Origin of the sequence: Microbacterium sp. zg-Y625, assembly GCF_030246925.1 — a bacterium.
Classification (GTDB): Bacteria; Actinomycetota; Actinomycetes; order Actinomycetales; family Microbacteriaceae; genus Microbacterium; species Microbacterium jiangjiandongii.
In genome coordinates this window covers 1,749,569-1,769,946 of sequence record NZ_CP126740.1, presented here as the reverse complement: position 1 = coordinate 1,769,946, position 20,378 = coordinate 1,749,569, and the positions used below count along the sequence as shown (strand labels likewise).

Sequence of the window (20,378 nt, the reverse complement as noted above, 5' to 3'; positions counted from 1 at the left end):
CGCGGCCCACGTGAAGGAGTGTCATGTCGCGCGTCGTGAAGCTGGCCGTCATCCCCGGTGACGGCATCGGGCCGGAGGTCATCGCCGAGGCCGAGAAGGTGCTCGCCGCGGCGACCACCGGCTCCGAGGTGACGTTCGAGTCGACCCGCTTCTCGCTGGGGGCTGCCCGGTACCTCGAGACCGGCGACACCCTCACCGACGAGGACCTCGCCGCCATCGCGGAGCACGACGCGATCCTTCTCGGGGCCGTCGGGGGAGTGCCGGGCGACCCGCGGCTGAAGGACGCCAACATCGAGCGCGGTCTGTTGCTGAAGCTGCGCTTCGCGCTGGACCACTACGTGAACCTGCGTCCCTCGAAGCTCTATCCCGGCGCCGCCGGCCCGCTGGCCCAGCCCGGAGACATCGACTTCGTCGTCGTGCGCGAGGGCACCGAAGGACCCTACGTGGGCAACGGCGGGTCGATCCGCACCGGCACCCCGCACGAGGTCGCCAACGAGACGAGCGTCAACACCGCGTACGGCGTGGAGCGGGTGGTGCGCTACGCGTTCGACCTCGCCGAGCGCCGGCGGAAGAAGCTCACCCTCGTGCACAAGACCAACGTGCTGGTGCACGCCGGCGGCATGTGGCAGCGCATCGTGGATGCCGTCGCCGCGGACCACCCGGATGTCGCCGTAGACTATCTGCACGTCGACGCGGCGACGATCTTCCTGGTCACGAACCCGGATCGCTTCGACGTGATCGTCACCGACAACCTCTTCGGCGACATCCTCACCGACTTGGCCGGCGCCGTCACCGGTGGCATCGGCCTGGCGGCTTCGGGGAACATCAACCCCGACGGCGCCTTCCCCTCGATGTTCGAGCCCGTGCACGGCTCGGCGCCGGACATCGCCGGACAGCAGAAGGCCGATCCCACGGCCGCCATCCTCTCCGTCGCACTGCTGCTCGATCACCTCGGGCTCACGGACGAAGCGCAGCGCGTCACCCGCGCGGCCGAGGAGGACATCGCGGCTCGGGACGGCGGAGCCCGCACGACGGCGCAGATCGGCGATGCGATCGCCGCCCGCCTCGCCTGACCGGCGGGCGTACGCTGACATCGGCGCTGCAGGCGCCCCACGCGACAGGACTGACATGACTCTTCTCGACCCCGACGCCGGCCTCGCGCCGCTCGAGTTCTCCCTCACCCGCAACCTCGCGGCCAAGACCCCCGCCCAGCGCGAGGAGATCCTGCGGGATCCGGCGTTCGGCACGATGTTCACCGACCACATGGTCGACATCTGCTGGTCGGTCCGGGGCGGATGGCACCGTCCGCGCGTGCAGCCCTACGGACCCATCTCGCTGGACCCTGCCGCGGCCGTGCTGCACTACGGCCAGGAGGTCTTCGAGGGCATCAAGGCCTACCGTCACGCCGACGGCTCGATCCACACGTTCCGCCCCGAGCAGAACGCCCTGCGGCTGCAGCGCAGCGCCCGGCGTCTGGCCCTGCCGGAACTGCCCGTCGAGTACTTCCTGCAGTCGCTGCGCGAACTGATCGCCGTCGACGGCGACTGGGTGCCCTCCGGCGAGGACCAGAGTCTGTACCTGCGGCCGTTTATGTTCGCCAAGGAGGCGTTCCTGGGCGTCCGCCCCGCCAACAAGGTGGCCTACTACCTCATCGCCAGCCCCGTGGCCGCCTACTTCAAGGGCGGCGCGAAGCCGGTGTCGATCTGGCTGAGCGAGGACTACGCCCGCGCCGGCAAGGGCGGCACCGGAGCGGCCAAGACCGGCGGCAACTACGCCGCCAGCCTGCTGCCGCAGGCACAGGCGCACGAGCAGGGCTGCGACCAGGTGGTCTTCCTCGACGCGGACCGCAACGTCGAGGAGCTCGGCGGCATGAACATCGTGTTCGTGTACAAGGACGGCACGATCGTGACCCCGCAGTCGCCGTCGATCCTCGAGGGCATCACCCGCGACTCTCTGCTGCAGCTGGCCGCCGACCGCGGTCACAAGGTCGTGGGTCGGCACGTCTCGATCGACGAATGGCGCCAGGGAGTGGCATCCGGAGACATCGTCGAGGTCTTCGCGTGCGGCACCGCCGCCGTGGTGGCGCCCATCGGCTGGCTCAAGGGCGCGGACTTCGTCGACGAGCAGCCCGTGGGCGACCTCGCACTGTCGCTGCGCCAGGAGCTGACGGACATCCAGTACGGCCGGGCCGAGGATCGCCACGGCTGGCTCGTGCGGCTGGATGCCTGACGGGCGCCCGCTCGATAGGGTGATGCGGTGAGAATCGCGCGCTTCAGTCACCAGGACGTCATCTCCTTCGGCATCGTCGACGACACCGATCTCGTCGTGTTGGCCGGCGATCCGCTGTTCGCCGGCTTCGAGACGACCGGTCAGCGCGTGCCGCTGAGCGAGGTGACGCTGCTCGCCCCCGTCATTCCGCGGTCGAAGATCGTCTGCGTCGGCAAGAACTACCGGGACCACGCCGCCGAGATGGGCGGAGAGGCGCCCGCGGCGCCGCTGCTGTTCTTCAAGCCGAACACGTCGGTCATCGGCCCCGGGGACACCATCGTGCGCCCGACGCAGTCCCAGCAGACCGACTACGAGGGTGAGCTGGCGGTGGTGATCGGGCGGGTGGCGAAGAACGTGCCCGCAGAGAAGGCGCTGGACTATGTGTTCGGCTACACCATCGCGAACGACGTCACGGCACGCGACCTGCAGCGCTCCGACGGCCAGTGGGCGCGGGCGAAGGGGTTCGACACCTTCTGCCCGCTGGGTCCGGCCATCGAGACCGACTTCGACCCGGCGGGCGATGCACGGGTGGTCACCCGCGTGAACGGGGAGGTGCGCCAGGACGGGGCCATCGCCGACATGGTGCATTCGGTGGCGGATGTCATCGCCTACGCCTCGGCGGCCTTCACGCTCCTTCCCGGCGATGTGATCCTCACCGGCACGCCCGCCGGTGTGGGGCCCTTCGTCGCGGGTGACACCGTCGAGGTCGAGATCACGGGACTCGGAACCCTGCGCAACACCGCACGCGACGCGTGACCATGTCCGGCGCGGTTGCCCTCAGCACCGCGGAGGTCCTCGGCATCCAACGCCGCACGGTCGCCGTCCTCGGCGCCGGTCAGGTGCTCGGCGGGGTGGCGTTCGGCTCGACGGTCTCGCTCGGCGCGCTCCTGGCCGCGGACCTCTCGGGCCAGGATTCGCTGTCGGGGCTCGCGACGGCCTCGGTGACGCTGGGCGCGTCGCTGTGCGCCATCCCGCTGGCGCGGCTCGCCGCCCGCCGTGGTCGGCGCACGGCGCTGACGATCGGCAACGTCCTCGCCCTCATCGGCATCGGCGTCGTCATCACGGCCGCGGCCCTGAGGCTCTTCCCCCTGCTGCTGGTCGGCGTCATCCTCATCGGGGCCGGCAACGCCGGCAACCTGCAGTCACGCTTCGCGGCGACCGACCTGTCGACCGCCGACCGTCGCGGCCGCGACCTCGGGACCGTGGTGTGGGCGACGACGGTCGGAGGCGTGCTGGGCCCGCTCTTGCTGACCCCGGGGGAGGCGGTCGGAGCATTCCTCGGGATGCCGCAGCTGACCGGCTCCTACGCCTTCTCCCTCGTCGCGCAGAGCCTCGCGCTCGTGCTGTATCTGGTCGGGCTCCGGCCGGACCCGCTGCGGACCGCGCAGCGACTGGCCCGCGGGTCCTCCGCCGGCCCGAAGATCGCGGTGGAGACCGATGCGCCGCGGACCGCGCGCTACGCGATGTTCGCCGTCGCCGGCTCGCACGTCGTCATGGCCTCGGTCATGGCGATGACCCCGGTGCACCTGTCGCACCTTGCGCCGGACCAGGTGACGACGGTGGTCGGCGTCACGATCGCGCTGCACGTGTTCGGGATGTACGGGCTGTCGCCGGTCTTCGGGATGCTGGCCGACCGGTGGGGGCGCATGCCGACGATCCTGCTCGGTCAGGGCATCCTGGCCGCCTCGCTCATCACGGCGGCCGTGCTGCCGCAGTCGCAGTGGGCCGTGCTCGTGGCGCTGCTGCTGCTCGGCCTCGGCTGGAGCGCGGCGACCGTCGCGGGCGCGGCGCTGCTGACCGAGAGCACGGTCGCCGAGCTGCGCCCGAAGCGCCAGGGCGTGAGCGACACGATCATGACGGCATCCGCCGCCGTGGGGGCGGTCCTCGCCGGCCTGATCCTCGGCTGGATCGGCTACGGCGGCCTCGCGCTCGTCGCGCTGCTCGTGGTTGCGTCCGTCACCGCCCTCGCCCCGTACGCCCGTCGCTGAGCCGCCCCGGGCGCGGCTCGTCCGGGCCCTGCGAGGACATGCCGCCCGCTCTTTCGACCGCGTGCGTGCACAACGTCGGAGATCGTGCCCCACCCGCGGGTGACGGATGCCGTCGGCGCGGCGCGTCGCCCGTGGCATCCGACGTTGTGCACACGCGACGAGCCAGGGGAGCGGCTGGACCGACCGGACGCGGACCCACGCCACAAGAACCGCGGGGCGCGCGGCGCGGCGGAACTAGACTGGGAGGGATGTCCTCTGCACCGCACCCCCTGACCACGACCGCTTCCGGCGCCGACGTCCGCGTCCGCTTCTGCCCCTCGCCGACCGGTCTTCCGCACGTCGGCATGGTGCGCACCGCCCTCTACAACTGGGGTTACGCGCGTCACACCGGCGGAAAGATGATCTTCCGCGTGGAGGACACCGACGCCGCCCGCGACAGCGAGGAGAGCTACCGGCAGCTCGTCGACGCGCTCACCTGGCTCGAGATCGACTGGGACGAGGGCGTCGAGAAGGGCGGACCGCACGCTCCCTACCGGCAGTCCCAGCGCGGCGACATCTACGCCGGCGTGCTGCAGCAGCTGATCGACGCCGGCGCGGTGTACGAGTCGTACTCGACCGCCGAGGAGATCGACGCCCGCAACGAGGCCAACGGCCGCGCGAAGCAGCTCGGCTACGACAACTACGACCGGACGCTCACCGATGAGCAGAAGGCGGCGTTCCGCGCCGAGGGCCGCGAGCCCGCCTGGCGCCTGCGGGTGCCCGACGAGGACGTCACCTACGTGGACCTCATCCGCGGCGAGGTGACCTTCCCCGCCGGGTCGTTCCCCGACTTCGTCGTCGTGCGGGCAGGTGGGCAGCCGCTGTACACGTTCACCAACCCCGTCGACGACGCACTCATGGGCATCACGCACGTCATTCGCGGCGAGGACCTCATGCCGTCGACGGCCCGTCAGCTCGCGCTCTACGCCGCGCTCATCGAGGCCGGTGTGACGACCTTCGTCCCCCGGTTCGGCCACATGCCGCTCGTGCTGGGTGAAGTGGGCAACAAGAAGCTCTCCAAGCGGGACCCGAAGGCAGACCTCTTCCTGCAGCGCGAGAAGGGCTTCATCCACGAAGGCCTGCTCAATTACCTCGCCCTGCTCGGCTGGTCGCTGTCGCATGACCGCGACGTGTTCTCCCTCGAGGAGTTCATCGCCGCCTTCGACATCGCCGACGTCAACCCGAACCCGGCCCGCTTCGACCAGAAGAAGGCCGAGTCGATCAACGGCGACCACATCCGCATGCTGGATGCCGAGGACTTCGCGGCCCGGATCGTCCCCTACCTCGTCGCGGCCGGCGTCGTCTCGAACCCGCCGACCCCCGAGCAGCAGCAGATGATCACGGCATCCGCCCCGCTCGTGCAGGAGCGCGTGCAGCTGCTGGGCGAGGTCCCGGGCCTCCTGGGCTTCCTCTTCACGAATGAGATCGACTACCAGGAGGATGCGCTGAAGAGCCTGCCCGCGAACGCGAACGAGGTACTCGTCGCCTCGGTGGGCGCGCTCGAGCTGGTGCCCGAGCAGGGATTCGCAGCCGCCGCCGTGCAGGAAGCGCTGTCCGAGGCGCTCATCGAGGGGCTTGGCCTCAAGCCCCGGGTCGCCTACGGTCCGCTGCGCGTGGCGCTGAGCGGCCGGCGCATCTCGCCGCCGCTGTTCGAATCGATGGAGCTGCTCGGCAAGACCGAGACGCTGCGCCGGTTGAGCGCGCTGGTCGAGCGCACGGGCTGACCGCCGCGGCACGCCCGGGGCGACGCCGGTTCGTGTCACGGCTGGAGATCGGCTATGCTTGATCTTCGGTGCGAGGGCGACTTCGAACCGATGGGGTATGGTGTAATTGGCAACACGGCGGTTTCTGGTTCCGTTGTTCTTGGTTCGAGTCCAGGTACCCCAGCAAGACGAAAAACCCCCGGGAAACCGGGGGTTTCGTCGTTTCTGCGCCCCGCCGCGTTCGGTAATGTCGTGGTCGAGTGCCGGATCGAGGGGGCTTCGATGACGTGGAGGCGCAGAGTGTTCCGTCTGGCCATGGGCGCATGGCTGCCGAGGTATCCCGTGCTCATGATCGCCGCCGTCATCGGCACCGTCGCCGTGGGCCAGACGACCCGCGCTGCGCGCGGACTGGAAAGCGGCGGCGTGTCCATCCCTGTCATAGGGCGGAACCTCGTCGGGCCGCCGACGTGGCTCGAGGAGATCCCGGCGCTCCCCGTCTTCGTCTCGGGCCTCGTGCTGCTGGCTGTCCTCCTCATCTGGGTCGTACGCATGCTCATCCGCCCCGCGGGGCCGCTGTGGTGGGTTGTCGGCGTTCCCGTCGGCGCCGTCGCGCTCGACCGCGCACTCGTCGTCGTGCTGCTGGCATCCGATCCCGAGGTGTCCTTGTGGAGCGTCGCCGGCGGGTTCTTCAACGCCGGGTGTGCGCTGGCGCTCGTGGGCGTGTTCAGCCTCATCACGTTCGCCGGCCAGTCGCGCCCTGCGCAGTCCCAGGCGGCACCCTGCCCGCCAGCCTGCAGTAGTCCGATCGCGGGCTGAGCGGGGACCGGCCAGCGGAGGTTCGACTCAGACGCGGCCGCCCGCGTCGTCGGCGATCATGTGTTCGCCGTTCGCGGGAACACTGTCGGACAGCTCCGCCTCGTCGCTGCTGCGGATGCCGGCGAAGGCGAGGGACATGCCGTGTGCTGTCCACAGTGACGCGCGGTCCATCAGCTGCGCGTGACGAAGGAAGCGGAGAAGGGCCGACGGAGCGACTCTGTGTTTGCGCGCGAGCGTTGTGGCCAGCCACGCGGTCTTACTCAAACCGCGGTCGAAAGATCGAGATCGCGACTCGTGTGCAACAGAACCGCTCGCACGTGTGCGGGGAGTTCTCGCTTTCGATCAGCTGCGCTTTCACGTCGCGGTCTGGTCGTGGCGGCCCTCGCGGGTGTATACACGTGCCGATGGCACCGGCCGTCTGTTCGCGGGGGGCCGAATGTCACCTTCATCCAGGCTTGCACACACGAGGCGGTTCCTCCGCGTCATCATCACGCTGGCGGTGATCGCCCTCCTGGGTCCGCACGCACTGACGAACCCGGCGACGGCGGCCATCGATGTCGAATCGATCGCGATCGCGGCCGATTCGGTGTACCGGGCCGTGAACCTGAACGGCGCGGCCCTGTCTGTCGACGGGGTGCCCTTCGAGAGCGGCCTCACTGCGCCGAATGTCGAGTCGGGCCCGAGCCGTTTCTGCAACCAGAACGTCGCGCTCGACCCGGTCGCCGCGGCGAGCACCGCGGCGATGATCCGATGCTCGGTCTGGGGGAAGGGCTCGCCCGGTGCACGAGTGACGATGACGGCCATCCCCAACGGCTCCTACAAGGTCAGCCTGTACACGTGGGAGGACAACGCAAGCCAGACGTTCTCCCTCGGCATCAACGGTGCGACCGTGGCGACCAACGTCGTCAGCGGCGCCGCCGGCACCTGGAAGGTGCTCGGCCCGTACGCCGTCGACATCGCGAACGGCACTCTCGCGATCTCGAGCTCGGGCGGTGCCGCCAACCTCTCGGGCCTCGTCCTCGAGCGGGCCGCCGTCGGAGGCAACCGCGCCCCTGCCGTGACCGCACCCGGCAACCAGACCAGCGCCCGAGGCGCAGCCATCGCACCGCTCACCATCGCCGCGACCGATCCCGACACCGGCCAGACCCTGCAGTTCTCGGCCACGGGGCTTCCGGCCGGACTCGGCATCGCGCCCTCAACCGGCATCATCAGCGGGACCCCCACAGCCGTCGGCACGTCGAACGTCACCGTCCGAGCAACGGATAACGGCTCACCCGCTCTCACCGGCTCCGCAGCCTTCAGCTGGACCATCAACGACACCGGCACCGGCACCGGCACGCTTTACCGTGCGGTCAATCTCAACGGCCCCGCCCTCACCGTCGGCGACGTGCCCTTCGAGGCCGGCACGTCTGCAACGAACTTGGCCACCGGTCCGAGCCGGTTCTGCAATCAGAATGTCACCCTGATTCCGGCGACCGACGCCAGCACGGCAGCGATGATCCGTTGCTCGGTGTGGGGCACCGGCTCCCCGGGCGCTCGGGTGACGATGTCGGCCGTGCCGAACGGCACGTACCGCGTGAGTCTCTACACGTGGGAAGACAATGCCAGCGCCACGTTCTCACTTGCCGTGAACGGTGCCACCGCGGCATCCAACATCGCAAGCGGACCGGCCGGAAGCTGGAAGAGGCTCGGCCCTTACGAGACCACCGTCACCAACGGCACACTCGCCGTGACGTCGTCCGGAGGGGCTGCCAACATCTCCGGCGTCGTCGTCGAACGCGTGTCGACCGCTGCAAACGCAGCACCGACGGTGACAGGTCCCGGCACCCAGACCAGCACCCGGGGTGTCGCGATCGCACCGCTTCCCATCAGGGCGGTCGACCCCGATCCGGGCCAGTCACTCACCTACGCCGCAGACGGACTCCCGGCAGGACTCACGATCGCGGCATCCACCGGCGTTATCACGGGCACGCCCACAGCCCTCGGCACGTCGAACGTCACCGTGCGCGCTACGGACAGTGGCTCGCCGCGCATGTCGGGCGCGGCGTCCTTCACGTGGTCGATCGGCGATGCCGCAACGGCCGGCATCCTCTACCGCGCTGTGAACCTGAACGGTCCTGTGCTCACGGCCGACGGCATCGACTTCGAGGCGGGCACCACCGCTGCGAACCTGACGTCCGGCCCCTCGAGGTTCTGCAACCAGGACGTGAACCTCATCCCGGCGACCGATGAGTCGAAGGCAGCGATGCTCCGCTGCTCGATCTACGGCTCCGGCTCACCCGGCGCTCGGCTGACGATGTCAGGAGTGCCCGCCGGCACGTACGACGTCAGCGCATACACCTGGGAGGACAACGCCAGCGCGACTTACTCCCTCGTACTCAACGGAAGGACCGTGGCCGACGTCGTGAGCGGTCCCGCCGGTACCTGGAAGCTGCTCGGCCCCTATCCCGTCACCGTGACGAGCGCCGGAACGATCGCGCTGAACAGCGTCGGCGGCACCGCCAACATCTCGGGAATCACCGTGCGCGCCACCGGAACCACGAAGGTCTCTACGGTGAGCGTCACCTCGCCCGCCCCCGGCGCTACCCTCGTGGAGCCCGCGACCCTCACGGGCTCCGCCTCGGCAACCGCGGGGGTGGACCGCGTCCTGGTCGCCGTGCGCGACTCGTCACGCGGGCTGTGGTGGAACGGCGCTGCGTGGCAGGCAGCGAAGGTCGATAACGCCGTGACGCTCGCGAGGCGAGGATCGGTCACCACCGACTGGTCCTATGCGTTCAACTCCGCAGGTGCGATGGGGCCCTACGAGCTGACTGCAACAGCGGTGAGCACGGATGCCGTGGCCAGCGCTCCATCCTCTCGTACGTTCTCCGCCGTGCCGTCGGGATCGCCGACCTTCGATCCGGCCAAGGTGGCCGACACGTTCGTCGCGGGAGGCAACTGGACTCGCGCACTCGCGGCCGACTGGCTCGGCAACGGCCACATGGTGGTCCTCAGTCAACTGGGCTACGTGTACGACGTCGACCCGGCGACCGGTGCGCAGAGGCAGATCCTCGATCTGACCGGCCAGACCAACAGCCAGGGCGAGGCGGGCGCGCTCGACATCCTTACCGACCCGGCGGGCACAGGCTTCTACGTGTATTACACGGTCGCGAACTCCGATCGCCTCCGCATCTCGCATTTCACGGCCGGCTCGCGCACCGAGCAGGTCATCTGGACGAACCCCGGGCTCGGATACAACACCGATAACCCGTACCACGTGGGGGCCTCGCTCAACATCGGGCCGGACAGCAAGCTGTACGTGTCGATCGGCGACCGCGTCGAGGGCCGCTCGCAAGACCGAACGAACGTGTTCGGAAAGGTTCTGCGACTCAATCTCGACGGCACGATCCCGGCCGACAACCCGTTGCGGGACGGCGCGGGTCCTAACCTTGACGAGATCTGGGCCTACGGATTCCGCAACCCGTACCGCACGTCGTTCGACCGCACCACCGGCCGCTACTGGATCGCTGACGTCGGGGGCAACGTCAGCGCGCAGGCCTACGAAGAGGTCAACATCGGCCAGGCGGGAGCCAACTATGGATGGCCCGGCTGCGAGGGACCTGGCTCGCAGCCGAAGAACGGGCCGATCTGCCCGGGCGGGGTGACGGTACCCGTCTACTCCTACGCCCACACCACGGGACTCGGCTGCTGCCAGAACAAGGCCATCATCGGTGGCGAGATCTATCGCGGGTCGATGTTCCCGCTGGCCGGCTACTACGTCTACGCCGACTACCCGACCGACCAGTTCTACTGGCTTCAGCTCGGCGCAGACGGCCGCACTGGCGTGGCGTCCGGCCTGCTTCATCAGAGCTCGACACCGACACCCGTGTGGCTCAGCACAGGCCCGGATGGTGCGATCTACTGGCTGAGTCTGGGGTTCGACGGTACGGGGGAGCTGCGAAAGCTCAGCTACGCGGGCTCGAACGATCGCCCACCGGTGATCTCTTCGGCATCGGCAACGCCCACCAGCGGGGCGGAACCGCTGACCGTCCGGTTCAGTGGAGCGGCCGGCGACCCTGACGGCACAGCGGTGACTTATCGCTGGGACTTCGGCGACGGCACCTCGGCGACGACCGCGGCGGCAACGCACACCTATGCCGCTGCAGGAAGCTTCCAAGCCAGGCTGCAGGTGACTTCTAACGGGGCAACGACCTCCAGTGACCCCATCTTCATCACCGTCGGTGCACCGCCCAAGGCCGCGATCACCTCACCCCCCGACGGAACACAGTTCTCGGCAGGTCAGACCATGACCTTCACCGGAAGCGGCACCGATCCGGGTGTCGGAGCGCTTCCCGGGTCGGCGTTGAGCTGGAACATCGAGTTCCTCCACGACGACCACGCTCACCCGGCCGCGAGCGGCACCGGCGCAAGCATCACGTATAAGGTGCCGACATCCGGCCACGACTTCTCGGGCAACACCCGCTACCGGGTCACGCTCACGGTTCGGGACGCCGATGGCCTGATCGGGACCAGCACCATCACCGTCTGGCCCCGCAAGACCAAGGTTCAGGTGACCAGCAACGCCGCATCCACCATCACCGTGGACGAGGTGACACAGAATCTCCCATTCGACATCGACAGCGTGCTGAACTTCCAGCACACGATTTCGGTGCCTGCCACCGTCTGCCAAACCGGAACAACACGACAGTTCTCGTCGTGGAGCGACGGAGGGGCGCGAACACATACGATCACGGTGACCGCCAACCTCAGCCTCGTGGCGACGTACACCGACACCAAAGTGGCGTGCACGACACCGCCGGCGGTGGGGCCACTGTCGTCCCCGTCGCCGTCGCCGTCGCCGTCCCCGGCACCGACCGCAACGCCATCTCCACCTCCATCTCCATCTCCATGAGTCTCCCGTGGTGGTGACGGCAGCGCATACCGGCGTCGGCGGCCAAACCTCCTCGGCCCGCGTTCACGACCTCACGCGGACGTGCAGCCGGTCTCTGAGAATGATCCGGCGTCAGTCGCGCGAGGCCCCTTGCTCGGTCGCGGGGAGGTCGCTCGTCAGTAGATGCTCCCCGTTGCCTGGCATTGCGTCCAGCGGCGCCGACTGGGGGGTTGTGCGGATGCCGGCGAACGCCAGAGGCACACCCTGCGCCGTCCACAGCGACGCGCGGTCCATCAGCTGGGCGTGCACGTGCGGCTCGCTGCTGTTGCCGGAGTTGCCGCACCGGCCGATCTGCTGCCCCGCGACCACGCGCTGACCCCGGCGGACCGTCACCGAGCCCCGCTGCAGGTGGGCGACGAGCGCGTAGGAGCCGTCGTCGCCGCGGATCGTGACGTGGTTGCCCACGATGAACCCGGGGCCGCCGATCTCGCGCAGCATGCCTTCCGATGTCATGTAGACGACGCCCATCGTGTTCGCCCGGGCGCGGTGATCGCGGCGCCCGCCCGACGCCCGAACGACGACCCCATCGATCATCGCGAGTACGGGCTGACCGAGGTCGGGATAGTCCGACGCCGGTGGCATCGCCCGCGGACCCCCGAATGCGGGGCGCGGGTTGTCGGTGGGGTCGAAGACCAGATCGATCGCATATGCCTGGCCGTACGTCCGCACACCGTGGCTGGGAACGGCCGATGCGGGGCTGTTGACGGCGACCCATCGGCCCCGCACGGGCGACTGCACGGTGCGGGCGGACTGCGTCGGCAGCAGACGCGGACCCAGCACGACGAGGATGCCGCACGCGATCGCCACGACGAGGGCGGCGCCCATGAGCGCGCTGCGGACGCGATCGGCGGTGCCGCCGTCGAGCACGAGGCCCAGCAGCACGCCGACGATGAGCACCAGCGCGGCAGCGTAGTAGAGCGGGCCGCGGACGCGGTACAGGGCGCGGGCGAACGCGCTCATCGCCCGGTTCCCAGCAGGCTCGACAGCAGGGGCACAACCCGCGCCGCCGGCACCTCATAGGTGCCGCGTGCGCTCTGGCGCACCCAGCCGGCGGCGATCAGCTGGCGCAGGTGGTGGTGGAGCTGGCCCGTGGTGCCGAGGGAGTCGATGCCGGCGAGCTCCGCGGTCGTGGTCGTGCCGGTGAGGATGCGGCGCAGCAGCTCCAGGCGCACCGGATGAGCGAGCGCCTGAAACGCGGCGGCGTGCTCCGACCAGTCCGCCTCGAGCAGTCCTTGAGTGGGGGCGCCCTCCTGCCAGGCGACGGGGGCGCCCGTGGGCAGGGTGAGCGACCCGACGATCATGACGACGCCCTCGGCGAGGGGGGGATGGTCGGCGCGCTCCGCCTCCACCCGTCGCAGCGCGCAGAAGGCATCGGCGTCATCGGCGCGCGGCGGGGGAGTGTGGTCGTCGCGTCGGGCCAGCTGCTCCTCCAGCGCCGTGACCCGTGCGGCCAGGTTGCGGAGGGCAGGGACGTCGGTGATCTCGTCATCGCTCATTCCGCCAAACTACGGTAGCTCGTAGAAACGTACAAACGCATCCGTCGAAACCCGTGCGGCCGCCGCACTGCGGCCATAATGGAGCCGTGCCCGACCGGACGACGATGCCCGACTTCTCCGACGAGCTGCTCCGATTGCAGCGCCGCGCCTACGGGCCGGCCGCGCAAGGCGCCCTGGATGCCGCGGACCTCGCGCGGCTGCGGGAACTCGAAGCGCTCGTCCGCGCATCGTCCGACCCGGCGCACGACCACACACCGCCGGCCGGCGATCCTGACGCGGAAGCGGACGCCGACGGCTCCGTCTCCCGGCACGCCGACGTCGACGGCTCGGTCTCCGCACCCGTGGGCACCGCCGCCGGTGGCGACACCACGGCCGTCCCGACCCCGCCCCCTAATCCCGGCGTCGCCGGCGTCGGCCCGCGCATCGGGGGGTGGCGCGCCGCCGCGATCGCGGCGGCCGCCGTGGCGGGTTGCGCAGTGGGCGGTGCGGGGGTCGCCGTCGCCGTCGCGCCGCCGGCCCCGGACGCGGTGCTGCGACCGATCGCCGACTCCGAGATCCCGAGTGACTTCGAACAGAACGGCATGCTGGACTTCCTTCGCATCGACCGTGAGACGGGCATCACCGCCTACGATCCTCATCGAGGCGTGCGCGCCTTCACCTTCACCGGCACCGACGGCACCCCGTGCCTGATCGTGAGCGTCGATGCCGACTTCTTCGACTATGCGTGCGGGCATGGACGGCTCGACCCCACGCTCGACCTCGTGCCTGGCCGGACCGCGCCGTCGACGATCGCGAGCGGCCTGTCGAAGGCCGTGTTCGTCCGGCTGGTCGCCCGCGTCGGGACGGTGCAGATGTGGGTGGAGGACCGCCCGGGCTGACCCGAGCGGCCCCGGCGTTCCACGGGGTAGGTTCATGCGCAACGGCACGCCCCCAGAGTCGGGGGTGTGCCGTCGCTGTCGTACCCGGGATGCCGGTCGGCGCGAGCCGGCATCCCGGACGGCTCAGGCCTCCGCGGTCATCCGGCCGCGGGAGGTCAGGCGGTGGCCCACCCAGAAGCCGAGGGCGACGACGCCCGCCAGGGCGATGCCGAGGACCCACGGCACGAGCCCGGGGACGGCTCCGGATGCGCCGGAGTGCAGTTCGCCCGAGCCGGCGGCGAGCTCGCTGTTGCCGTCGGCGAGTGCGCCGGCGCCCGAGGAGAGCTCGACGCTTCCCGAAGCCAGCGACTGGGCGCCCTCCGCCACGGCGGTCGAGCCGTCGGCGAGGGTCGAGACGCCCTCGGCGAGTTCGCCCGCCCCGGTGGAGAGTGTGCCGGTGCCCGTCGCCAGGTTGCCCGCGCCGGCGAGCAGTCGGTCGGCGCCGGCCCAGAGGTTCTGGGTGCCGGCGTCGAGCGTGTACGCACCCGAGGACAGCGTGCTCGTCCCGGAAGCCAGCGTGGAGGCGCCGTCGGCGAGCGACCGCACACCGGCCGAGAGCGAACCGGCTCCCGCGCTCACCCGCGCAGTACCGGCCGCGACCTGCTCGGCGCCGGCGGCGAGCGCCGGGGCGCCCTTCTCAGGGTCGGCGAGAGCCACGGTGCCGGGCCACTTCAGCTTCGCATCGCCGGTGACCAGGATGTCGAGTCCCGTGGTCACCTTCCGGGCGCCATCGGCTGCATCGATCACGCCTTGGGCCAGCACCGGCGCGGCGGCAGCCGCCGGCGCGATACCCGCGGCCTGCCGCGCCACGCCCTCGGACCCGGTGGCCAGCAGCGCGAGCTTCTCGCCGAGCGACGCGCGCACGCTTGCCGCGGTGGCCGGATCGGCGAAGTGCGCGTCCGGCAGGGCAGCGACGGCAGCGGCGAAGTCGGTGACGCCCGTGGCGAGCGCCCTGGCGTTGCCGGGCGCACTCGCTGCGTTGGCCTGCAGCACCTCGGTGCTGGCGGCGAGCCCCTGGATCTGCGGATCTGCCGCTGATGTTGCGAGCTCGGTGCTGAGGAGGGTTGCTCCCTCGCGCGCCTGGCCCGCGATGCCGTGCGCCGCGACGACGCCCGTGGCGAGCGTACTGGTCTTCTCCGCGAGTTCGGCCGCCCCGGCTGCTGCCGCATCGGCCCCCGTCGCAAGCGTGTTCGCACCCACGGCTGCCTCCGAGGCGCCCGCGTCCAGCCGCCCGGCCCCGGCCGCCGCGCTGGCGGCGCCGTCGGCGAGGCGCGAGGCGCCGGAAGCCGCCGAGGCCGCACCGTCGGACAGGCTGGTCGCCCCGTCGGCGAGGGTGGTGGCACCCTCGGCTGCCGACCGCGCGCCTTCGGCGAGGGCGGTCGCCCCGTCGTGGGCTCGGGTGGCGCCGGCATCCAGTTCCGATGCTCCGTCTGCCAGCGTCCGTGCGCCCTGCGACAAGGTCGACGCGCCTTCGCTCACCTGACGCGAGCCGTCGTCGGCCTGCGACGCGCCGGACGCCAGCTGCATCGCGCCGTCGCTGAGCTTGTTGACCGTGACGAGGTACAGCACCGTCATGGCGGCCAGGAGAACGGCCAGTACGGCGACGGTGATGCGCATACCCATGCCATGGGTGTGCTGCGAGGTTCTCGACATTGAGACTCCGGGGTTATCGGCCTGCGGACAGGCGAGGAAGCAAGGCGACCGACACTGGACGCCTGCACGGGTGGGCTGAACGTAGCAGTCCGGATGCCGCGCGCAGGAGAGCGGATTCCCTATCTGCACGCTGGCACTAAGTACCACGGATGCCGAAATCGAGTTTCTTGTGGGATGGATACAAAAGGAAGACCGACCGCCCGTCGCCAGCCGCATCTCCGGCATGACCGCTCACAGCGAACTCCCACATAACCGCAGGTCTTGTCCCTTGTGACTGCCTTTGGTTCTGTTGTATCGTGTGGGAAAATCCTGCCGAAAGGAATCCGCGTGTACGCGATGGAACGTCACCAGATGATCGAGCGCCTCGTCGTGCAGGATGGCCGCGTCGCGGTCGTCGATCTCGCCGAGCGTTTCGGTGTGACGACCGAGACCGTGCGCCGCGACCTCGACCAGCTCGAACGGGTGGGAGCCCTGCGGCGGGTGCACGGCGGCGCGGTGGCCCGCGAGCGGATGAGTCTGGCAGAACCGTCCCTGGCCGAACGCGCCTCGCAGCGGGGAGCCGCCAAGCAGGCCATCGCCGGCCGCGCCCTCGACGTGCTGGGGGACGGGTTCCGCGGGTCGGTCTACATCGACGCCGGCACCACCACCGCGGCTGTCGCCGCACTCCTTCCCGCCCGGCTCGCCGAAACCGACGGCAGCGCCGAGGTCGTCACCCACGCGATGTCCGTGGCGGGGGTCCTCGCCGGTTCGCCTCGCCTGTCGCTCACCGTGATCGGCGGCCGTGTGCGCGGACTGACAGGGGCCGCTGTCGGCTCCCACACCGTGCGCGCCATCGAAGGGCTGCGCCCGGATGTCGCCTTCATCGGCACCAACGGGATCTCCCCGGGGTTCGGACTCAGCACCCCCGACCCCGACGAGGCCGCCGTCAAGCGCGCAATCGTGCAGAGCTCGCGTCGCGTGGTCGTCGTGAGCGACGCGCGGAAGTTCGACGCCGAGCTGCTGGTCGCCTTCGCGGGCCTCGACGACATCGACGTCGTGGTCGCCGACCGTGCCCCCGACGCCGCTCTCGGTGCGGCGCTCGAAGAAGCAGGGACGGAGGTGTGGACCGCATGATCGTCACCCTCACCGCCAACCCATCGCTGGATCGCACCGTCGAGCTCGCCGCCCCGCTGCAGGTCGGGGGCGTGCAGGTCGCCCGCGGCGCTCGGGAGGATGCCGGCGGCAAGGGCATCAACGTCTCGCGGGTGTGCGCGGCATCCGATGTGCCGACGCTCGCCCTGCTGCCGCTGGCCGCCGACGACCCGTTCGCGGTCGCGCTGCAGGCCACCGGCATCGCCGCCGTCACCGTCCCCGTCGCCGGTCACGCCCGGGCGAACATCACGATCACCGACCCGGTCGGGGAGACGACCAAGGTGAACCTCCGCGGGGCCGCGCTCAGCGACACCGAGCGGGCCGCGGTCGTCGATGCGGTCGTGGGTTCGTGCGAGGGCGCGCAGTGGCTCGTGCTCGCGGGATCCCTTCCCCCGGGTGTGCCCGAGGATTTCTACGTCGAGGTCATCGACGCCGTGCGCCGTCGGTGGGCGGATGCCGCCCCCCGCATCGCCGTCGACACCTCAGGGCCGGCGCTGACGGCGGTCGTGGAGCGCGGCCGCCCCGACCTCATCAAACCGAATGAGCACGAGCTCGCCGACCTCGCCGGCATCGCGCTGGACCCCGAGGCCGACCTCGTCACGGCCGTCCTCCCGGTCGCCCGTCGCCTGGTGCCGCAGCACGTCGGTGCGGCCCTGGTGACGCTCGGGGGCGACGGTGCCGTGCTGGTCACCGCAGACGGCGCGTGGGCCGGGCGTCCGCCCCGCATCCGCGTGCACTCCACCGTCGGTGCCGGCGACAGTTCGCTGGCCGGCTATCTCATCGCCGACGCGCGCGGCGCCGAGCCCGCCGAGCGGCTGCGCAGTTCCATCCGTTACGGCGCCGCCGCCGCGTCACTGCCGGGCACGCAGGCGCCCCGGCCCTCCGACCTTCCCGCCGGCGACGTGCCGGTGCGGAGCATCCACGACTGACCCACCATCCGAACCCCTGGAGGTCATCATGACCGAGACCATCATCACCGAACTCGTCAGCCTCGACGAACCACTCGGCGACGACAAGCGGGCCGTCATCCACGCTCTCGCAGCGCGGGTGGCGGCTCAGGGACGCGCGACCGACGCCGACGCCCTGGCGGCCGACGCGTGGGCGCGTGAGCAGAAGGACGAGACGGGGCTGCCCGGCGGCATCGCGATCCCGCATGCCAAGAGCGCCGCGGTGACCGAGGCGTCGCTGGCCTTCGCCCGGCTCAAGCCGGGCGTGGCGTTCGGCGCCCCCGACGGCCCCGCCGATCTGGTGTTCCTCATCGCCGCGCCCGAGGGCGCCGCAGAGGCGCACCTGGCCGTGCTGTCCAAGCTCGCCCGCTCGCTCATGCAGGAGGACTTCACCTCGGCGTTGCGCGCCGCCACCACCGCGGACGACGTGGTGCACATCGTGCGTCGTGCGATCGGGGAGGAGGCCGCGGCAGAGTCGACACCGGTCGCCGCATCGGCCGCTTCGGCGTCGACGGCGGCGCCGGCGACGGCCCCGCAGGCTGAGGGCGCGGTACCACCCGCCCCGCAGGCTTCGGGCGTCGCGCCCGAGCTCACCGTCGACGGTCGCCCCGCGCGCATCGTCGCGGTCACGGCGTGCGCCACGGGCATCGCGCACACCTTCATGGCGGCCGACGCGCTCAGCGCCGCGGGTAAGAAGGCGGGTATCGACCTGGTGGTCGAGCCCCAGGGCTCCAGCGGCTACAAGGCGCTGCCGAAGGACGTGATCGACAGGGCGGATGCCGTGATCTTCGCGACCGACGTCGACGTGCGAGAGCCGCAGCGGTTCGCGGGCAAGCCCGTCGTGCGCTCCGGCGTCAAGCGCGGCATCGAGCAGCCGACGCAGATGATCGCGGAGGCCGTCGCCGCAGCGAAGGATCCGCAGGCGCAGCGGGTGACGGGTGACGCGACGGCTGCCACCCAGACAAGTGCCGAGCGCCCCGGCGCCGGTGCGAGCATCCAGCGGTGGCTGCTGACGGGCGTCAGCTACATGATCCCGTTCGTCGCCGGCGGCGGGCTGCTGATGGCGCTCGGCTTCCTGCTCGGCGGATACGAGGTCAGCAACGACGCGGCATCCGTCATCATCCAGAATTCGCTCTGGGAGCTTCCTGCCGGCGGTCTGGGCCAGTACCTCGGCTCCGTCGCGTTCATGATCGGCAACACGTCGATGGGCTTCCTGGTCGCTGCGCTGGCCGGATACATCGCATTCGCGATCGCCGACAGGCCGGGCATCGCGCCGGGATTCGTCGCGGGCGCCGTCGCGGTGCTCATGAACGCCGGCTTCATCGGCGGCATCGTCGGCGGTCTCCTCGCCGGTGGTGTGGCGTGGTGGCTCGGCAGGCTCAACGCGCCGCGCTGGCTGCGCGGGCTCATGCCGGTCGTGATCATCCCGCTGCTGGCATCCATCGTGGCCTCGGGCCTCATGGTGCTCTTCCTCGGTCGTCCCATCGCCTGGCTCATGGAGCAGATGACCAACGGCCTCAACGACCTCGCCGCCACCGGGCTCATCGTCGTCGTCGGCGTGATCGTGGGACTGATGATGTGCTTCGACCTGGGCGGACCGGTCAACAAGGTCGCGTACGCCTTCGCCGTCGCGGGGCTGGGCACGGCCTCGGCCACGAACACGACGCCGTACCTGATCATGGCCGCCGTGATGTGTGCGGGCATGGTGCCGCCGCTGGCGATGGCGCTCGCCTCGACGGTGCTCGCGCGCAACCTCTTCACCCCGGTCGAGCGCGAGAACGGCAAGGCCGCCTGGCTGCTGGGCGCCTCGTTCATCTCCGAAGGCGCCATCCCGTTCGCCGCAGCCGACCCGCTGCGCGTCATCCCCGCGACCATGGTCGGCGGCGCGGTCACCGGCGCGCTCAGCATGCTGTTCGCGGTGGAGTCGCGTGCGCCGCACGGTGGCCTCTTCGTCTGGTTCGCGATCGAGCCCTTCTGGGGGTTCCTGGTGGCCCTGGCGGCAGGTACCGTCGTGAGTGCGCTCGTCGTCGTGGCCCTGAAGAAGTGGGTCGCGCCGAAGGAGTTCGCCGAGGCCGAGGCGGCACCCGCCGCCCAGGTCCCGGCGACCGTTTGAAAACCCCACAAGGAGGACCCCATGGCAGAACGCCAGGCCACGATCGCCAGCAGCTCCGGACTGCACGCCCGCCCCGCGAAGCTCTTCGTGCAGGCGGTGCAGGAGAAGAACGTGCCGGTCACCATCGCGGTCGAGGGTGGGCCCGACCTCAACGCCGGCAGCATCCTGTCGCTGATGGGCCTCGGCGCCTCGAACGGCACCGTCGTGACGCTCAAGGCCGAAGGTGACGGCGCCGAGCAGGCACTGGACGAGCTCGTCGAGCTGCTGGAGACCGATCTCGACGCGCAGTGACACACCACTGAGGCCGGCTCAGGCCTGACAGACGGATGCCGCGGGGAACAGTCCCCGCGGCATCCGTCGTCTGCGGCCGTTGTCGG

At 70.6% G+C, this 20,378-nt stretch carries 16 protein-coding genes and 1 tRNA gene; 13 read left to right on the top strand and 4 right to left on the bottom strand.

Annotated elements, in window-relative coordinates; all coding sequences use genetic code 11:
- The first annotated feature begins 23 nt into the window (after positions 1 to 23).
- From QNO14_RS08080 to QNO14_RS08050, 7 genes are all read left to right on the top strand, one after another.
- Positions 24 to 1,073 (top strand): 3-isopropylmalate dehydrogenase, encoded by a 1,050-nt coding sequence (locus tag QNO14_RS08080; RefSeq protein ID WP_257506258.1) that lies wholly within the window; start codon positions 24 to 26, stop codon positions 1,071 to 1,073.
- Between the two features lie 55 nt (positions 1,074 to 1,128).
- Positions 1,129 to 2,229: a branched-chain amino acid aminotransferase gene (locus QNO14_RS08075; RefSeq protein WP_257506257.1), complete on the top strand. Its 1,101-nt coding sequence runs from the start codon at positions 1,129 to 1,131 to the stop codon at positions 2,227 to 2,229.
- A 27-nt stretch (positions 2,230 to 2,256) separates the two neighbouring features.
- Entirely contained in the window at positions 2,257 to 3,024 is a 768-nt protein-coding gene (locus tag QNO14_RS08070) for a fumarylacetoacetate hydrolase family protein (RefSeq protein WP_257506256.1), read from the top strand.
- Between the two features lie 2 nt (positions 3,025 to 3,026).
- Positions 3,027 to 4,256: an MFS transporter gene (locus QNO14_RS08065; RefSeq protein ID WP_257506255.1), complete on the top strand. Its 1,230-nt coding sequence runs from the start codon at positions 3,027 to 3,029 to the stop codon at positions 4,254 to 4,256.
- A gap of 248 nt (positions 4,257 to 4,504) precedes the next feature.
- Entirely contained in the window at positions 4,505 to 6,019 is a 1,515-nt protein-coding gene (gene gltX / locus QNO14_RS08060) for a glutamate--tRNA ligase (protein ID WP_257506254.1), read from the top strand.
- Between the two features lie 91 nt (positions 6,020 to 6,110).
- Positions 6,111 to 6,182: transfer RNA gene (locus QNO14_RS08055), tRNA-Gln, on the top strand.
- Between the two features lie 98 nt (positions 6,183 to 6,280).
- Complete coding sequence (locus QNO14_RS08050; protein WP_257506253.1) at positions 6,281 to 6,814, top strand: hypothetical protein; 534 nt, start codon at positions 6,281 to 6,283, stop codon at positions 6,812 to 6,814.
- 27 nt (positions 6,815 to 6,841) lie between these two features.
- On the opposite strand, the gene QNO14_RS08045 is transcribed toward QNO14_RS08050, so the two are convergent.
- A complete protein-coding gene (locus tag QNO14_RS08045) occupies positions 6,842 to 6,985 on the bottom strand; it encodes a hypothetical protein (RefSeq protein WP_257506252.1) in 144 nt (47 codons plus the stop codon).
- Between the two features lie 265 nt (positions 6,986 to 7,250).
- Here QNO14_RS08045 and QNO14_RS08040 point away from each other — a divergent pair, with 265 nt between their 5' ends.
- Positions 7,251 to 11,705, top strand: a complete 4,455-nt coding sequence (locus QNO14_RS08040; protein ID WP_257506251.1) for a PQQ-dependent sugar dehydrogenase — start codon at positions 7,251 to 7,253, stop codon at positions 11,703 to 11,705.
- A gap of 111 nt (positions 11,706 to 11,816) precedes the next feature.
- Here QNO14_RS08040 and QNO14_RS08035 read toward each other — a convergent pair whose 3' ends face one another.
- Together QNO14_RS08035 and QNO14_RS08030 are read right to left on the bottom strand one after the other, a co-directional pair.
- Complete coding sequence (locus QNO14_RS08035) at positions 11,817 to 12,704, bottom strand: M23 family metallopeptidase (protein ID WP_257506250.1); 888 nt, start codon at positions 12,702 to 12,704, stop codon at positions 11,817 to 11,819.
- Positions 12,701 to 13,240 carry an ArsR/SmtB family transcription factor gene (locus tag QNO14_RS08030; protein WP_257506249.1) on the bottom strand — a complete coding sequence of 180 codons (540 nt, stop codon included), beginning with the start codon at positions 13,238 to 13,240 and terminating at the stop codon, positions 12,701 to 12,703. The genes QNO14_RS08035 and QNO14_RS08030 overlap by 4 nt, the downstream gene beginning before the upstream one ends.
- 86 nt (positions 13,241 to 13,326) lie before the next feature.
- Here QNO14_RS08030 and QNO14_RS08025 point away from each other — a divergent pair, with 86 nt between their 5' ends.
- Positions 13,327 to 14,118, top strand: coding sequence for a hypothetical protein (locus QNO14_RS08025; RefSeq protein WP_257506248.1), 792 nt, complete (start codon positions 13,327 to 13,329; stop codon positions 14,116 to 14,118).
- Positions 14,119 to 14,241: 123 nt separating this feature from the next.
- On the opposite strand, the gene QNO14_RS08020 is transcribed toward QNO14_RS08025, so the two are convergent.
- Complete coding sequence (locus QNO14_RS08020; RefSeq protein ID WP_285184251.1) at positions 14,242 to 15,810, bottom strand: YhgE/Pip domain-containing protein; 1,569 nt, start codon at positions 15,808 to 15,810, stop codon at positions 14,242 to 14,244.
- 327 nt (positions 15,811 to 16,137) lie between these two features.
- Here QNO14_RS08020 and QNO14_RS08015 point away from each other — a divergent pair, with 327 nt between their 5' ends.
- The 4 genes from QNO14_RS08015 to QNO14_RS08000 are packed head-to-tail and all read left to right on the top strand — an operon-like array spanning position 16,138 to position 20,292.
- Complete coding sequence (locus QNO14_RS08015; protein ID WP_257493256.1) at positions 16,138 to 16,923, top strand: DeoR/GlpR family DNA-binding transcription regulator; 786 nt, start codon at positions 16,138 to 16,140, stop codon at positions 16,921 to 16,923.
- Positions 16,920 to 17,870 carry a 1-phosphofructokinase family hexose kinase gene (locus QNO14_RS08010; RefSeq protein WP_257506246.1) on the top strand — a complete coding sequence of 317 codons (951 nt, stop codon included), beginning with the start codon at positions 16,920 to 16,922 and terminating at the stop codon, positions 17,868 to 17,870. Before QNO14_RS08015 ends, QNO14_RS08010 begins: the two co-directional genes overlap by 4 nt.
- Positions 17,871 to 17,898: 28 nt before the next feature.
- Entirely contained in the window at positions 17,899 to 20,001 is a 2,103-nt protein-coding gene (locus QNO14_RS08005; RefSeq protein WP_257493258.1) for a PTS fructose transporter subunit IIABC, read from the top strand.
- Between the two features lie 21 nt (positions 20,002 to 20,022).
- A complete protein-coding gene (locus tag QNO14_RS08000; RefSeq protein WP_257493259.1) occupies positions 20,023 to 20,292 on the top strand; it encodes an HPr family phosphocarrier protein in 270 nt (89 codons plus the stop codon).
- The last annotated feature ends 86 nt before the right edge of the window (positions 20,293 to 20,378 follow it).

What these genes read in the sequence shown, in the direction of transcription:
- QNO14_RS08080 (WP_257506258.1), top strand. Translation starts at nt 24, where the DNA reads ATGTCGCGCGTCGTGAAGCTGGCCGTCATCCCCGGTGACGGCATCGGG.
- QNO14_RS08075 (WP_257506257.1), top strand. Translation starts at nt 1,129, where the DNA reads ATGACTCTTCTCGACCCCGACGCCGGCCTCGCGCCGCTCGAGTTCTCC.
- QNO14_RS08065 (WP_257506255.1), top strand. Translation starts at nt 3,027, where the DNA reads ATGTCCGGCGCGGTTGCCCTCAGCACCGCGGAGGTCCTCGGCATCCAA.
- gltX (WP_257506254.1), top strand. Translation starts at nt 4,505, where the DNA reads ATGTCCTCTGCACCGCACCCCCTGACCACGACCGCTTCCGGCGCCGAC.
- QNO14_RS08050 (WP_257506253.1), top strand. Translation starts at nt 6,281, where the DNA reads ATGACGTGGAGGCGCAGAGTGTTCCGTCTGGCCATGGGCGCATGGCTG.
- QNO14_RS08045 (WP_257506252.1), bottom strand. Translation starts at nt 6,985, where the DNA reads ATGGACCGCGCGTCACTGTGGACAGCACACGGCATGTCCCTCGCCTTC.
- QNO14_RS08040 (WP_257506251.1), top strand. Translation starts at nt 7,251, where the DNA reads ATGTCACCTTCATCCAGGCTTGCACACACGAGGCGGTTCCTCCGCGTC.
- QNO14_RS08035 (WP_257506250.1), bottom strand. Translation starts at nt 12,704, where the DNA reads ATGAGCGCGTTCGCCCGCGCCCTGTACCGCGTCCGCGGCCCGCTCTAC.
- QNO14_RS08030 (WP_257506249.1), bottom strand. Translation starts at nt 13,240, where the DNA reads ATGAGCGATGACGAGATCACCGACGTCCCTGCCCTCCGCAACCTGGCC.
- QNO14_RS08020 (WP_285184251.1), bottom strand. Translation starts at nt 15,810, where the DNA reads ATGTCGAGAACCTCGCAGCACACCCATGGCATGGGTATGCGCATCACC.
- QNO14_RS08010 (WP_257506246.1), top strand. Translation starts at nt 16,920, where the DNA reads ATGATCGTCACCCTCACCGCCAACCCATCGCTGGATCGCACCGTCGAG.
- QNO14_RS08005 (WP_257493258.1), top strand. Translation starts at nt 17,899, where the DNA reads ATGACCGAGACCATCATCACCGAACTCGTCAGCCTCGACGAACCACTC.
- QNO14_RS08000 (WP_257493259.1), top strand. Translation starts at nt 20,023, where the DNA reads ATGGCAGAACGCCAGGCCACGATCGCCAGCAGCTCCGGACTGCACGCC.